This is a genomic window from Vibrio sp. SALL6 (assembly GCF_002002385.1).
Taxonomy (GTDB): Bacteria; Pseudomonadota; Gammaproteobacteria; order Enterobacterales; family Vibrionaceae; genus Vibrio; species Vibrio parahaemolyticus.
The window spans coordinates 16063-27299 of sequence record NZ_MQVK01000039.1 but is presented as its reverse complement, the minus strand read 5'-3'; the positions used below and the strand labels follow the sequence as shown (position 1 = coordinate 27299).

Sequence of the window (11237 nt, the reverse complement as noted above, 5' to 3'; positions counted from 1 at the left end):
TGTAGTGCGATACCGTTCATAATAGCAGTCATACCAAATTCACGTACACCGTAGTGGATGTAGTTACCAGAGAAGTCGTTCGCTTCTAGAGACTTAGAACCAGACCACATGGTTAGGTTAGAAGGCGCTAGGTCAGCAGAGCCGCCCATGAATTCTGGTAGCATTTGACCGAAAGCTTCTAGAGCATTTTGGGATGCTTTACGTGACGCAATGTTTGCCGGGTTTGCTTGAAGATCAGCAATGATTTGGTTTGCTTTCTCTTCCCACTCTGCAGGAAGTTCGCCGTTTAGACGACGCTTAAGCTCTGATGCTTCTGTTGGGTAAGCCGCTGCGTATGCTTCGAACTTCGCGTTCCACGCCGCTTCTTTTTCAGCGCCAGCTGCTTTTGCATCCCACTCTGCGTATACATCAGCAGGGATTTCAAATGCAGGGTGTTCCCAACCTAGGAATTCACGCGCTGCTGCGATTTCTTCAGCGCCTAGTGGTGCGCCGTGACAGTCGTGAGAACCCGATTTGTTTGGAGAACCAAAACCGATGATAGTCTTCGTACAAATTAGCGTAGGACGAGGGTCTGCTTTTGCAGCTTCAATCGCTGCGTTGATTGCTTCAGAATCATGGCCATCTACTGCGGGGATTACGTGCCAACCGTAAGCTTCGAAACGCTTAGGTGTATCGTCAGAGAACCAACCTTCAACGTGACCATCGATAGAGATGCCGTTGTCATCCCAAAATGCGATCAGTTTACCTAGGCCTAGAGTACCAGCAAGAGAACATGCCTCATGCGAGATACCTTCCATCAGACAGCCATCACCCATGAACACATAAGTGAAGTGGTCAATGATGTCGTGGCCTTCTTTGTTGAATTGTGCTGCTAGCGCTTTTTCTGCTAGAGCCATACCAACAGCGTTCGTGATACCTTGACCTAGAGGGCCTGTTGTCGTTTCGATGCCTGGTGCGTAGCCGTACTCTGGGTGACCTGGAGTCTTAGAGTGAAGCTGACGGAAGTTTTTCAGATCATCAATAGATAGCTCGTAACCGCTCAAGTGCAGTAGAGAGTAGATCAGCATAGAACCGTGGCCGTTTGAAAGTACAAAACGGTCGCGATCTGCCCACTCTGGGTTAGCTGGGTTGTGGTTTAGGTGAGAGCGCCAAAGAACTTCAGCGATATCAGCCATACCCATAGGTGCGCCTGGGTGGCCAGAGTTAGCTTGTTGAACACCATCCATGCTTAGAGCACGAATTGCATTGGCAAGATGTTTACGAGACGACATGTCTGCTCCTGAGTACATTAAGCGAAACGAAAAAAGAGGTCACAATTCTCTCAAAGCCAAGTTGGGTGTGCAAACGTTTTCCAACCCAAAACCTCACAAATATTGCACCTTTCAGTTCAAATACATCGAAGTTCTAAAAATTATCAATAATTCAAGCAAACGTTTGGTTATAACAAAAACCAAAAAAGAGCTTGTAATTCGAGCAATCAAAATTAGAATAGACGTCTAGATGTAGATACACCTACAAATATTAGTATTAATTTGCGCTGGGGAGTTTATCATTCCTCAGTTTTAAACCAGATATAGTGGAGCTAACATGGCTAAGCACCTGTTTACTTCTGAGTCAGTATCAGAAGGTCATCCAGATAAAATTGCAGACCAGATTTCTGATGCGGTTCTTGACGCGATTCTAGAGCAAGATCCAAAGGCTCGTGTTGCATGTGAGACTTACGTTAAAACCGGTATGGTAATGGTGGGTGGTGAAATCACGACTTCAGCATGGGTTGACATCGAAGAGTTAACTCGTGAAACCGTTCGTGAAATCGGCTACGTACACTCAGATATGGGCTTTGACGCGAACTCTTGTGCAGTTCTAAACACAATCGGTAAACAGTCTCCAGATATCAACCAAGGTGTTGATAAAGCTGACCCTAAAGAGCAAGGTGCAGGCGACCAAGGCATCATGTTTGGTTACGCATGTAACGAAACTGAAGTACTCATGCCAGCGCCAATCACTTACTCTCACCGTCTTGTTGAAAAGCAAGCAGAAGTTCGTAAAAACGGCACACTACCTTGGTTGCGTCCAGACGCAAAATCTCAGGTAACGTTCCAGTACGACCAAGGTAAGATTGTCGGTATCGATGCTGTTGTTCTTTCAACTCAGCACTGTGATTCAATCTCTACGCCTGACCTACGTGAAGCTGTAATGGAAGAAATCATCAAACCTGTTCTTCCTGCAGAGTGGATCAGCAAAGACACTAACTTCTTCATCAACCCAACCGGTCGTTTCGTTATCGGTGGCCCAATGGGTGACTGTGGTCTAACTGGTCGTAAAATCATCGTAGATACTTACGGCGGTGCAGCTCGTCACGGTGGCGGCGCATTCTCTGGTAAAGATCCATCGAAAGTAGACCGCTCTGCAGCTTACGCAGCACGTTACGTAGCGAAAAACATCGTAGCGGCTGGTATGGCTGACCGTTGTGAAATCCAACTTTCTTACGCAATCGGTGTTGCTGATCCAACGTCTATCATGGTTGAAACGTTTGGTACCGAGAAAGTATCTCACGACATCATCATTGAAGCGGTTCGTCAATTCTTCGACCTACGTCCATACGGTCTACAAGAAATGCTTAACCTTCTTCAACCAATCTACAAGAAGACAGCAGCATACGGTCACTTCGGTCGCGAAGAGTTCCCATGGGAAGCGACTGATAAAGCTGAGCTTCTACGCGATTTCGCTGGCATCAAGTAATCGAGCCACGCAAGAATCAACAAAGCCCTCGCCTTATGGCGGGGGCTTTTTGTATCGAACATTCCTCCCTCTCCTTACCGAACAAAAATTCAGCAATTATTTGTAAATTCCCCTATCACCGCCAATAGTTAACATAATGTTAAATGCACTTTTCGATGCATATAACACCGAGTAATAAGATGTAGGTTCACGTGGTGAAGTCCGTGATTAAAACACGTAAACCAAACATCCTTTTGTATGACTCGATACCAAGTCACTGTACTCCTTAAGATAACCATTGAGATGATCGAGTACTGACGACCTTGGTAAGCGTTGACACCGTGGGAATTAATCAAGGAGGAGTTATGCCTCGTACCGTGAATCCATCTGACTTCCAAAGCAAACGAAAGGAAGTGCCAGATAATGAATACGCCAGAACCATTCCGTGTAACACCGTCAATCTGAGTGCACCGTTTCATTGGTTAGCTCTGGGGTTACATGATTTCGTACGTATGCCTCTCATCAGTGCTTTTTACGGCATCTGTTTTATGGCAGCAGCGATTGGTATTGTGCTTCTGGTGCAATGGCAAGGCACACACTTAGTGGTGATGCCAAGCCTCATCGTCTATATGCTCATAGGTCCGTTTTTAGCACTGGGTCTTTATGATGCAAGTTGGGAGAGAGAACGTGGGCATAAAGCGCGCCTGCTCCATTCCATGAAAGCGATTGGTCGTAACTCCAGCTCACAATGGGCGTTCGCAGTATTGCTCGCCGTCTGTATGATTTTCTGGATGCGTATCGCTGCGCTGCTCCACGCGTTGTACCCATCCGTACAAGGCGCACCACTGACTGAGTTTTTGCCTTTTCTGGTCATAGGTTCATTGGTTGGATTCGTGTTGGCGTGTATCGTATTTAGTATCTCTGCATTTTCGATTCCATTAATGATGGAGCGCCGTGTCGACATGATGACAGCGGTGTTTACTAGCTTTAACGCAGTGAAATCCAATATTCCAGCCATGATGGTTTGGGCTGCGATTATTTGTGGCGGTATCTTGATTGGCTTTGCTACCTACGGAATCGGTATGTTGTTTACCATGCCAATTCTCGGCTACGGTACATGGCACGCCTACCATGCAACCATCAAGAAAAAACACACGCCTTAACGGACAAATGCTATGATTCAGCCCTCGCCAACGCGGGGGCTTTTTATTGAATACACCGGAGTATGGATGGACATTGAACTGAGTTATAAAGCCAAGCAAGTCATGGTTGATTGTATCTCTTTGGCACAGCAGGCATTTAAGCGCTCATTCCCTATCCCAAGCATCACATTCAACGTTCGCGGCAAAGCAGCGGGAAAAGCCTACCTTCAATTAAATCAGATTCGTCTCAACCCTATTTTATTTAGAGAAAATCCACAGGCGTTTTTGGAAGAAGTAATTCCTCATGAAGTCGCCCACTTAATCACCTACCAAGTGTACGGCAGAGTTCGACCACACGGAAAAGAGTGGCGGGGCGTCATGGAATCCGTATTTGGTATTCCTGCCAACACCACACACCGCTTTGAAGTTACCTCAGTCCAGGGCAAGACGTTTGAATATCGTTGCGGCTGCATGACCTACCCGCTCTCGATTCGCCGACACAATAAAGTACTGCGCAAAGAGGCAACCTACTCCTGTCAAAAATGCCACCAGCCTTTGAATTTTACAGGTGTTCAACTTTCTTAATTTCTCCGGTGAGAAACAGCGGCGATCACTTGTTTATTTTTATTATTAACAGACTCATTACGAAAGCCAATCTCTGAGTGGTAGAATGATTAAAGTCATACTTTTTAAAGACTTTAATCATGAAATACTTGTTTACTCTGTTTCTCTTTGTTCTTTCTACTTCCGCTTTTTCTGCCCCTCCTAGCTCATTTTCTGCCGCCAAACGTGAAGCGGTGAAAATCTATCAAGACCACCCAAGCAGTTTTTACTGCGGTTGTGATATCCAGTGGCAAGGCAAAAAAGGCGTTCCTGACTTAGCCTCTTGCGGTTACCAAGTTCGCAAACAAGAAAAACGCGCAGCTCGCATTGAATGGGAACATGTGGTTCCTGCCTGGCAATTCGGCCACCAGCTCCAGTGTTGGCAAAGCGGTGGGCGTAAAAACTGTTCGCGCAACGACACGGCTTTTAAACTCATGGAAGCGGATTTACACAACCTGACCCCAGCGGTTGGTGAGGTGAACGGTGACCGTTCTAACTTCAACTTCAGCCAATGGAACGGCATGGATGGTGTCAGCTATGGCCGCTGCGACATGCAAGTGAACTTCAAGCAACGCAAAGTAATGCCACCCGACAGAGCTCGCGGCTCGATTGCACGTACTTACCTGTACATGAGCAAGGAGTACGGATTCAAACTCTCCAAGCAGCAAACTCAGCTAATGAGTGCTTGGAACAAAACCTATCCGGTAGACAAATGGGAATGTGAGCGTGACAAGCGCATCGCCAAAGTACAAGGTAACCACAACCCGTTTGTTCAAGAGGCTTGCCGCGCACTGTAAAAACACAAGCGCACCCGAGCTTTGTTTGAGGCGTTTCCTTCATTCGAAACGCCTCTTGCCCCTTGTTTTTTCGGTGGAAAGCATCCATGTTAGGAACTAAGTTTATTCTCTTGCTGGAAATCTCATGCGTATCCCTCGAATTTATCATCCAGAAACCATTCATCAACTTGGCACCATCGCTTTAAGCGAAGACGCTGCAGGCCATATCGGCCGAGTACTTCGCATGAAAGAAGGCCAAGAAGTTCTATTATTTGACGGCAGTGGCGCAGAGTTCCCAGCAGTGATCAGTGAAGTCAGTAAAAAGAACGTTCTCGTTGACGTGACTGAGCGCGTCGAAAGCAACATTGAATCCCCTCTCGACTTACATCTTGGCCAAGTCATTTCACGTGGCGATAAGATGGAGTTCACCATTCAGAAATCAGTAGAGCTTGGCGTTAATACCATCACACCACTTATTTCTGAACGTTGTGGCGTAAAGCTGGATCAAAAACGTTTTGAGAAAAAGCTCGCGCAGTGGCAGAAGATTGCGATCAGTGCGTGTGAACAATGTGGTCGCAACGTAGTACCAGAAATTCGCCCAATCATGAGCTTGGAACAATGGTGCCAAGAAGAGTACGATGGTCTAAAGCTCAACCTTCACCCTCGTGCAAAATACTCAATCAACACCCTGCCGACACCTGTAGAGAAAGTGCGTCTTCTGATCGGCCCTGAAGGCGGTTTGTCTTCAGAAGAGATCGACATGACTCGCGAATACCAATTTGAAGAGACGCTACTCGGCCCGCGCGTTCTACGCACCGAAACTGCGGCTCTGACAGCAATTACAGCCTTACAAGTTCGTTTCGGCGATCTTGGTTAAAACGGAGAAAAATAATGATCAAACTCGGTATTGTAATGGACCCAATCTCGTCCATTAACATCAAGAAAGACTCTAGCTTTGCCATGATGCTTGAAGCGCAACGCCGCGGCTATGAAATCCACTACATGGAAATGAACGATCTTCACCTAGACCAAGGCAAAGCGATTGCCGACACTAAAGTGCTTGAGCTGAAAGAAGATCCAAACGGCTGGTACGAGTTCAAATCTGAACAGACGATCGAACTGTCTGAGCTCGACGCGGTACTCATGCGCAAAGATCCTCCATTTGATACCGAGTACATCTACGCGACTTACATTCTTGAGCGTGCTGAAGAACAAGGCGCATTGATCGTTAACAAACCTCAAAGCCTACGCGACTGCAACGAAAAACTGTTTACCGCTTGGTTCCCAGAACTTACGCCAACCACAATCGTGACACGCAAAGCAGAAAAAATTAAAGCCTTCCGTGAAGAACATGGCGATGTGATCCTAAAACCTCTTGATGGTATGGGCGGCGCTTCAATTTTCCGCGTAAAAGAAAACGATCCAAACGTGTCGGTGATCATCGAGACGCTGACTAACCATGGTCAAAACTACGCGATGGCGCAAACCTTCGTGCCAGACATCAGCAATGGTGATAAGCGTATTCTTGTTGTTGACGGTGAACCGATGCCTTACTGTCTTGCGCGCATTCCTGCTAAAGGCGAAACGCGCGGCAACCTAGCCGCTGGTGGTACTGGTGAAGCTCGTCCGCTAAGCGAAACAGATATGAAGATTGCTCAAGCTGTTGCTCCGACTCTAAAAGAAAAAGGGCTTATCTTTGTTGGTCTTGATGTGATTGGCGACAAGCTAACTGAAATCAACGTGACTAGCCCAACTTGTATTCGTGAAATCGAAGCGGCATTCGACATTTCTATCACTGGCAAACTGATGGATGCCATTGAACGTCGTGTGAAAGGCGAATAACTGAATTTATAGTACAGTTATAGTAGAGAACCAGACATTATCTTAAGCAAACTCATGCACATAGTCGCGAGTTTGCTTAAGTGCATTTACGAGTCTTAAAGGTCGGTATGAGAATGAACCTCACAAACCATTTTTTAGTAGCCATGCCTGGAATGAAAGATCCGTATTTCCAGAATAGCGTTATCTACGTTTGTGAACATAACGAAGAAGGCGCTATGGGCCTGATGATCAACGCGCCTGTTGATATCACCGTAGGCAACATGCTCAAGCAAGTTGACGTGCAGCCTGTTCACCCGCGCCTGTTTGAAGCCAGCTTAGATAGACCCGTCTACAATGGCGGTCCAATCTCAGAAGACCGTGGTTTTATTCTACATAAACCGAAAGATTACTATGAATCCAGCATTCAAATGACCGATGACCTTGCTGTCACCACTTCGCGAGATATTCTTTCCGTATTGGGGACAGAGGCAGAGCCAAGTGACTATTTGGTTGCTCTTGGTTATTCCGGTTGGAGTGCCGGTCAGTTAGAAAATGAACTGGTTGAAAACTCTTGGCTAACCATCGAAGCCACACCAGAAATCATCTTCGATACGCCCATTACAGAGCGCTGGAAAAAAGCGGTAGAAAAGCTAGGTATCGACCCAAGCCAATTGTCGGCAGACGCAGGTCATGCGTAACGCAACTGCCTTCCTTAACTTCCACTTCATTAAGATTTGAGACACTGTATGTCACGCACAATAATGGCCTTCGACTTCGGTACTAAAAGTATTGGTAGCGCGATTGGTCAAGAAATCACTGGCACCGCTTCACCACTGAAAGCGTTTAAAGCCAATGATGGCATTCCAAATTGGGATGACATCGAAAAGCAAATTAAAGAATGGCAACCAGACTTATTGGTCGTAGGCCTGCCAACGGATTTACATGGTAAAGATTTAGAAACCATCACCCCGCGTGCGAAAAAATTTGCGAAGCGTCTGCAAGGTCGTTATGGCTTGCCTGTTGAATTGCATGATGAGCGCTTATCAACTTCAGAAGCGCGCGCAGAATTGTTCAGTATGGGTGGCTACAAAGCCTTATCGAAAGGCAATATCGACTGCCAATCTGCCGTGGTCATTCTGGAAAGTTGGTTTGAAGCGCTTTGGGGCGAATAAACCTTGCAAGCACAATGAAAAAGGTTGGCAGAAGCCAACCTTTTTTGTGTCTTTAATACGCTTAATCCATATCGATTTTGACGTTGGCAAGACTGCCTGTAGAGAACGGCTCACCACGCTGTGTTTTCAGCATTAAACGAAGATCGTTTGCTGAATCCGCACTGTGCAGTGCATCCTCTTCGCTGATCTTACCTTGCATCACCAACTTGTAGAGCGATTGGTCAAACGTCAGCATGCCAAACTCATTGGATCGTGCCATGGTTGATTTCAATTCGTGTAAATCACCACGACGGATCAAATCCGACACTCGTGGACTGTTTAGCAAGATCTCAAACACACCATGACGTCCTTGACCATTCTTATCACGGATCAGCTGTTGACCAATCACGCCTTTTAGGTTCATCGACAAATCAAACAAAAATTGCTCTTTTTGATCTTTAGGCACCAAATGGAGAATACGCTCTAACGCTTGGTTGGCGTTGTTGGCGTGCAACGTTGCCATACACAAGTGACCCGTTTCGGCGAAGGTCATCGCGTATTCCATCGTTTCTCGGCTACGGATCTCGCCAATCAAAATCATATCTGGCGCTTGGCGCAGCGAGTTTTTCAATGCGACTTCATAGCTCTCGGTATCCAAACCCACCTCACGCTGAGTTACGATACAACGCTTATGCTCATGCACAAATTCGATCGGATCTTCGACCGTCAAGATGTGACCGGTTTTGTTGCTGTTTCGATAGCCCGTCATCGCCGCCATCGTGGTCGATTTACCCGAGCCAGTCGCGCCGACCACCAGCACCAAACCACGCTTGGCAATCGCTAAGTCTTGCAGCACTAAAGGCAGTTTTAACTGCTCAAAAGTAGGAATGATGGTTTCGATACGGCGAATAACTGCACCCGGCAGTTCTCGCTGAAAAAAAGCACTAACACGGAAGCGACCACAATCTCTGACGATAGCAAAGTTTGATTCGCGGCTTTTGCGAAACTCCTGACGCCGATCCGGATCCATTGCGCTATCAAGCAACTTTGCAACATCATGTTCGGTGAGTTTCTCCCCTTGCGGACGCAATTCGCCATCCACACGAAATAGAATTGGCGCACCAACCGTGATGTAAAGATCCGACGCTTTTAGCGTCAACATACCTTCAAGAAATTTATTCAGATCCATCTTCCGTATTCACCATTATCTGTATGAGCGTTACGAGAATTGCTGCACTTCAAGCCCAATCTTGCTGTCGACTTCTTCGCGCGAAACCATACCTTGCGCCATCAACTGACGGGCATTTTGTTCCATGGTTTGCATTCCATGCGCGGCACCCGTTTGAATGATTGAGTACATCTGCGCGACTTTGTCTTCGCGAATCAAGTTACGAATAGCGGGCGTTGCCATCATGATTTCGTGACAAGCGATACGACCACCGCCATTACGTTTCAACAATTTTTGCGCGATAACCGAACGAAGGGATTCAGACAACATGGAACGCACCATGTCTTTGTCACTACCTGGGAACACATCGATGATACGGTCGATGGTTTTTGCTGCTGAACTGGTGTGCAACGTACCGAAAACTAGGTGACCCGTTTCCGCCGCCGTTAACGCTAGGCTGATGGTTTCTTTGTCACGCATCTCACCGACAAGGATCACATCTGGGTCTTCACGCAATGCGCTGCGTAGCGCGTTTTGGAAGCTATGGGTATCACGGTGAACCTCACGTTGGTTGATCAAACACTTATTGTTGTTGTGAACAAATTCAATCGGATCTTCAATTGTGAGGATATGCTTGTTGTGATTACGGTTAATGTAGTCAACAATGGCTGCTAAGGTTGTCGATTTACCAGAACCCGTTGGGCCAGTAACCAAAACCAAACCTTTTTCAGCATTCGCGATTTTTTTGAAGATCTCTGGCGCTTCTAGCTCTTCCAGAGTTGGGATGCTACTTGGGATGGTACGGAACACTGCCGCACAACCGCGAGATTGGTTGAAAGCGTTGACACGAAAACGGCCAACGTTATGCAATTCAAAAGAGAAATCGACTTCGAGTTTTTCTTCGAACTCACTGCGCTGGGCATCGTTCATGATTTCAAAAACCAAACGATGCACTTCTTGGTGTGTAAACGCTGGAATGCCCAGTTTTCTCACATCACCATCAATACGAACCATTGGTGGTACACCTGCAGAAAGATGTAGATCCGAAGCATTATGTTTTACACTAAAATCCAGTAACTCAGTGATATCCATTTAAAATCCTTAAGTCTAAAGTACAGCTATGAGTAGTATTCAACAAAATATTGAACATATCACCTCTCAAATTCGACGCGACGAACAAAAATGTGGTCGATCTCCAGAGTCAGTGCAACTTCTAGCGGTAAGCAAAACTAAACCTGTCGAGGCAATTCTCGAAGCCTACCAAGCGGGACAAACCGCGTTTGGTGAAAACTACGTCCAAGAAGGCGTCAGTAAAGTTCAGCACTTTGCCGAGCATTATCCAGATAATCGAATCGAATGGCACTTCATTGGCCCGATTCAATCGAATAAATCGCGACTTGTTGCTGAACATTTCGATTGGGTTCACACCATTGATCGCGCTAAGATCGCACAGCGACTCAATGAGCAACGTCCGCAAGAACTCAAACCACTGCAAGTGCTGATTCAAGTCAACACCAGTGGTGAAGATTCCAAATCTGGCGTTAGTGACGCAGAAATATTCGAACTGGCTGAGTTGATTTCTCGCCTTCCCAACCTCACTTTAAGAGGATTGATGTCGATTCCTGCGAACGTGTCAGACTACGACGCCCAGCTTCGTGAGTTCGAGAAGCTAGCGACACTGAAGCAAACCCTTGAACAGCAATACCCAGAAATCGATACCTTATCGATGGGCATGAGTGGCGACATGACCGCTGCGATTGAAGCAGGCAGCACCATAGTTCGTATCGGAACGGCTATCTTTGGCGCGCGAGACTACAGCACGAAAAGTGAATAGTCATTTAAGAGCGAAAATGCT

12 protein-coding genes are annotated in these 11237 nt (G+C 46.6%); 9 read left to right on the top strand and 3 right to left on the bottom strand.

Going from position 1 to position 11237, the window contains the following annotated elements:
• Nucleotides 1-1271 (bottom strand): transketolase (locus tag BIW15_RS21720; protein WP_256857020.1); only part of this gene is annotated, 1271 nt, incomplete at its 3' end.
• Nucleotides 1272-1587: 316 nt separating this feature from the next.
• On the opposite strand from BIW15_RS21720, the gene metK reads away from it, so the two are divergent.
• The 8 genes from metK (at nt 1588) to ruvX (ending at nt 8235) form a co-directional block, all read left to right on the top strand.
• A complete protein-coding gene (metK, locus tag BIW15_RS21710) occupies nt 1588-2742 on the top strand; it encodes a methionine adenosyltransferase (protein ID WP_005461723.1) in 1155 nt (384 codons plus the stop codon).
• Between the two features lie 344 nt (nt 2743-3086).
• A complete protein-coding gene (locus tag BIW15_RS21705; RefSeq protein ID WP_077281597.1) occupies nt 3087-3884 on the top strand; it encodes a DUF2189 domain-containing protein in 798 nt (265 codons plus the stop codon).
• 66 nt (nt 3885-3950) lie between these two features.
• Nucleotides 3951-4448: a SprT family zinc-dependent metalloprotease gene (locus BIW15_RS21700; RefSeq protein ID WP_020835372.1), complete on the top strand. Its 498-nt coding sequence runs from the start codon at nt 3951-3953 to the stop codon at nt 4446-4448.
• Nucleotides 4449-4567: 119 nt separating this feature from the next.
• Nucleotides 4568-5263, top strand: coding sequence for a deoxyribonuclease I (gene endA / locus BIW15_RS21695; RefSeq protein WP_005461720.1), 696 nt, complete (start codon nt 4568-4570; stop codon nt 5261-5263).
• A gap of 124 nt (nt 5264-5387) precedes the next feature.
• Complete coding sequence (gene rsmE, locus BIW15_RS21690; protein WP_005461719.1) at nt 5388-6119, top strand: 16S rRNA (uracil(1498)-N(3))-methyltransferase; 732 nt, start codon at nt 5388-5390, stop codon at nt 6117-6119.
• A 14-nt stretch (nt 6120-6133) separates the two neighbouring features.
• Nucleotides 6134-7084, top strand: a complete 951-nt coding sequence (gene gshB, locus BIW15_RS21685; protein WP_077281596.1) for a glutathione synthase — start codon at nt 6134-6136, stop codon at nt 7082-7084.
• A 113-nt stretch (nt 7085-7197) separates the two neighbouring features.
• Entirely contained in the window at nt 7198-7761 is a 564-nt protein-coding gene (locus BIW15_RS21680) for a YqgE/AlgH family protein (RefSeq protein ID WP_005461717.1), read from the top strand.
• 48 nt (nt 7762-7809) lie between these two features.
• Complete coding sequence (gene ruvX, locus BIW15_RS21675) at nt 7810-8235, top strand: Holliday junction resolvase RuvX (RefSeq protein ID WP_005461715.1); 426 nt, start codon at nt 7810-7812, stop codon at nt 8233-8235.
• 61 nt (nt 8236-8296) lie between these two features.
• On the opposite strand, the gene BIW15_RS21670 is transcribed toward ruvX, so the two are convergent.
• On the bottom strand, nt 8297-9403 hold the full coding sequence (locus tag BIW15_RS21670) for a PilT/PilU family type 4a pilus ATPase (protein ID WP_005461714.1): 1107 nt from the start codon (nt 9401-9403) through the stop codon (nt 8297-8299).
• 30 nt (nt 9404-9433) lie between these two features.
• Entirely contained in the window at nt 9434-10474 is a 1041-nt protein-coding gene (locus BIW15_RS21665; protein WP_005461712.1) for a type IV pilus twitching motility protein PilT, read from the bottom strand.
• 28 nt (nt 10475-10502) lie between these two features.
• Here BIW15_RS21665 and BIW15_RS21660 point away from each other — a divergent pair, with 28 nt between their 5' ends.
• Nucleotides 10503-11216, top strand: coding sequence for a YggS family pyridoxal phosphate-dependent enzyme (locus tag BIW15_RS21660; protein WP_025505961.1), 714 nt, complete (start codon nt 10503-10505; stop codon nt 11214-11216).
• Nucleotides 11217-11237: the final 21 nt, after the last annotated feature.

Bases quoted from the DNA above. Each gene is read 5' to 3' on its own strand.
- gshB (WP_077281596.1), top strand. From the start codon at position 6,134: ATGATCAAACTCGGTATTGTAATGGACCCAATCTCGTCCATTAACATC.
- BIW15_RS21705 (WP_077281597.1), top strand. From the start codon at position 3,087: ATGCCTCGTACCGTGAATCCATCTGACTTCCAAAGCAAACGAAAGGAA.
- endA (WP_005461720.1), top strand. From the start codon at position 4,568: ATGAAATACTTGTTTACTCTGTTTCTCTTTGTTCTTTCTACTTCCGCT.
- BIW15_RS21680 (WP_005461717.1), top strand. From the start codon at position 7,198: ATGAACCTCACAAACCATTTTTTAGTAGCCATGCCTGGAATGAAAGAT.
- BIW15_RS21665 (WP_005461712.1), bottom strand. From the start codon at position 10,474: ATGGATATCACTGAGTTACTGGATTTTAGTGTAAAACATAATGCTTCG.
- metK (WP_005461723.1), top strand. From the start codon at position 1,588: ATGGCTAAGCACCTGTTTACTTCTGAGTCAGTATCAGAAGGTCATCCA.
- BIW15_RS21700 (WP_020835372.1), top strand. From the start codon at position 3,951: ATGGACATTGAACTGAGTTATAAAGCCAAGCAAGTCATGGTTGATTGT.
- rsmE (WP_005461719.1), top strand. From the start codon at position 5,388: ATGCGTATCCCTCGAATTTATCATCCAGAAACCATTCATCAACTTGGC.
- ruvX (WP_005461715.1), top strand. From the start codon at position 7,810: ATGTCACGCACAATAATGGCCTTCGACTTCGGTACTAAAAGTATTGGT.
- BIW15_RS21660 (WP_025505961.1), top strand. From the start codon at position 10,503: ATGAGTAGTATTCAACAAAATATTGAACATATCACCTCTCAAATTCGA.
- BIW15_RS21670 (WP_005461714.1), bottom strand. From the start codon at position 9,403: ATGGATCTGAATAAATTTCTTGAAGGTATGTTGACGCTAAAAGCGTCG.